The 419-nt window shown below is 58.0% G+C and carries 1 protein-coding gene; it reads left to right on the top strand.

Features of this window, described 5'->3' with window-relative positions; translation table 11 throughout:
- Window positions 1-292, top strand: a 292-nt coding sequence (locus M2R48_RS21105; protein WP_262087579.1) for an alpha/beta family hydrolase, incomplete at its 5' end; no start/stop codon positions are given.
- Window positions 293-419 lie beyond the last annotated feature (127 nt).

The following is a 419-nucleotide window of genomic DNA, read 5'->3' as shown; positions in this document are numbered from 1 at the left end:
CGATGCCTTGGTGTGCCTGGGCTATCCGTTCTATGCGGTGGGCAAGCCGGAAAAGCCGCGAGTCGCGCATTTGGCCGGGTTGAACACGCCGACATTGATTGTGCAGGGCGAACGCGATGCCTTGGGTAATCGAGCCGCGGTGCAGGGGTATGACTTGTCACCGAGCATCGAGGTGCTGTGGCTGGCGGCGGGGGATCATGATTTGAAACCGTTGAAGGCTTCAGGGTTCAGCCATGAGCAGCATTTGGAGGCGGCGGCGGTGCAAGTGGCTCAGTTTATCGGTGCCTGTTAGGGCCCTATCGGGGGCAAGCCCCCTCCCACATGAGGTGTACACGGTTAAATGTGGGAAGAAACAAGCCCTCTCCCACATTCGACTGCATTCCAAGGTGTGTACACGGTTAAATGTGGGAAGGAACAAG

Origin of the sequence: Acinetobacter sp. I-MWF, from assembly GCF_025433935.1 — a bacterium.
Classification (GTDB): Bacteria; Pseudomonadota; Gammaproteobacteria; order Pseudomonadales; family Moraxellaceae; genus Acinetobacter; species Acinetobacter guillouiae.
Note: the sequence above shows the minus strand (reverse complement) of the source record. Positions and strands in the feature narration are given on the sequence as shown.